This window comes from Rhodopirellula maiorica SM1, assembly GCF_000346295.1.
Taxonomy (GTDB): Bacteria; Planctomycetota; Planctomycetia; order Pirellulales; family Pirellulaceae; genus Novipirellula; species Novipirellula maiorica.
This window is the reverse complement of the sequence record NZ_ANOG01000394.1, coordinates 1-1,621: the sequence shown is the minus strand read 5'-3', so window position 1 is coordinate 1,621 and position 1,621 is coordinate 1. Positions and strand designations below refer to the sequence as shown.

Annotated in this window: 2 protein-coding genes; one reads left to right on the top strand and one right to left on the bottom strand. The window is 52.5% G+C overall.

All coding sequences use genetic code 11. The features are described 5' to 3' along the window. On the bottom strand, nucleotides 1–328 hold a 328-nt coding region (locus tag RMSM_RS12875; protein ID WP_008696463.1), incomplete at its 3' end, for an EF-hand domain-containing protein. A gap of 429 nt (nucleotides 329–757) precedes the next feature. On the opposite strand from RMSM_RS12875, the gene RMSM_RS12870 reads away from it, so the two are divergent. Beyond that, complete coding sequence (locus tag RMSM_RS12870; protein WP_144057607.1) at nucleotides 758–1,402, top strand: hypothetical protein; 645 nt, start codon at nucleotides 758–760, stop codon at nucleotides 1,400–1,402. Nucleotides 1,403–1,621: the final 219 nt, after the last annotated feature.

Here is a 1,621-nt window from a genome sequence, read left to right as displayed (position 1 = left end):
CCGTCAGAATCCCTGCCAATCGCTTAGTGACATCGGACTGCAACGCGTTCAATTGGCGAGTTTGTCGCTCGGTCAAATCGAGCGACTGGACAATGAAATCAGGAAGCACTTGACCTGGACTTGGTGGCGGACCGCCATGTTCTCCCTCGGGATGAGGGCGATTTGCTTCGCGACCAGCCGGGGCACCATAGGCATCGTTTTGTGGCGGTGGTCCACCGCGTCCGCGTTGATTGTTAGCCTGTTGGGATTGCATCGCCAGATACAGTTCTTGCTTACTGAGACAGCCATCGCGGTTTGTATCGGCCTGATCAAAGATCTGACTGATCATCTGAATCGGTGACCCACCGGGACCCCCAAATCCCGGCGGGCCACCACGCCCTGGAGGTTGTGCGGAGGCGACGTTTGACCAGGCGATCAGCGCAAAAATTGCAAGTTGGGGGAGCAGGCGATACATGGTTCGTGATTCCGAGTGAAGCGGCGATGTTAGAGGGTTGTCTGCTAACCAATGCGTTGACGTTCTCCACCAAGGGCCACGGAAATCCGGAAATTACAATGTTACCCCAACACGACCGGCCTATCGCCTTTCATTCTTAATCGTACTCTTGCTCATCATCTCCTTCGGTCACCCGAAATCACTGTGGAGAACTGCTCGGATGGAAATAGGATTAAGATTACGAGTATGTTTAAGATTCGGAAACGTGTTTGTTTACGGCGTTTGCGATTTGCTCACTCCCCCTTTTTGCTGATGGTCTTCCCGATGATGATTCGAATCTCACTTGCGGCGTTCTGTGTTTGCTTGCTCTTTGGTGGCGTGGTGGTTGCTCAAGAGGATCCACCAGCTAATAGCGAGCTGGTCGTCGATCAATCGTTCGACTCCGACTCGCTCGATAGCAAGTGGCACATCAATACAGGAAACTGGACCGTCAAGGATGGCGTGCTGAAGGCAAGCGAAGTGGCGTCCGACAAACATTCCGCCGCAGCCCGGTTTCCGGTGGAAACCAACAACGCGGTTTATCAGTTGCGATTCCGATTGGTCGATGATGTCAAGGCGTTTCATTTTGGCTTTGACCCAGCACCGGGTGAGCTCGACAAAAAGGGACACCTGTTTTCAGTGATCATCACCCCGGGTTCGTGGAAGATCATGAAGCACGTTGACAAGAAGAATCCGAAACAGGATCCCAACGAAGTGCTTGCCAGCGAAGAAATGTCATTTGAGAAAGACCGTTGGTACACGCTGCGATTGACCACCTGGGAAACGTACGTGACCGCGAAAATCGACGGCGACAAGACACTCAAAGCAAGTCATCCCACGTTTTCGGTGAAGAAGCCGACGCTGGTTTTTCGGTGCCAGGGGGATGGTGTCGAAGTGGATGACATCAAGGTATGGCGTCAAGTCAAATAGCAACGATCGTTGTGACGGTCCACGGCGACCTCTTGCCTGCGATCTATAGTTGAGACGGTTGTTCATTTCGATTCACCCATCTCACGTTCGAGTTTTTTGATGACGACAAGAAAAGCAGGCAAAATAGCCTTGATCATTTCGATGGTGGTTGCAGGCATCTTTGCTTTGAATTTGAGGGCCATCGCGGGGTACGAGTCGGCCGAGTACACGGTGGTGGAA

What these genes read in the sequence shown, in the direction of transcription:
- RMSM_RS12870 (WP_144057607.1), top strand. Translation starts at nt 758, where the DNA reads ATGATGATTCGAATCTCACTTGCGGCGTTCTGTGTTTGCTTGCTCTTT.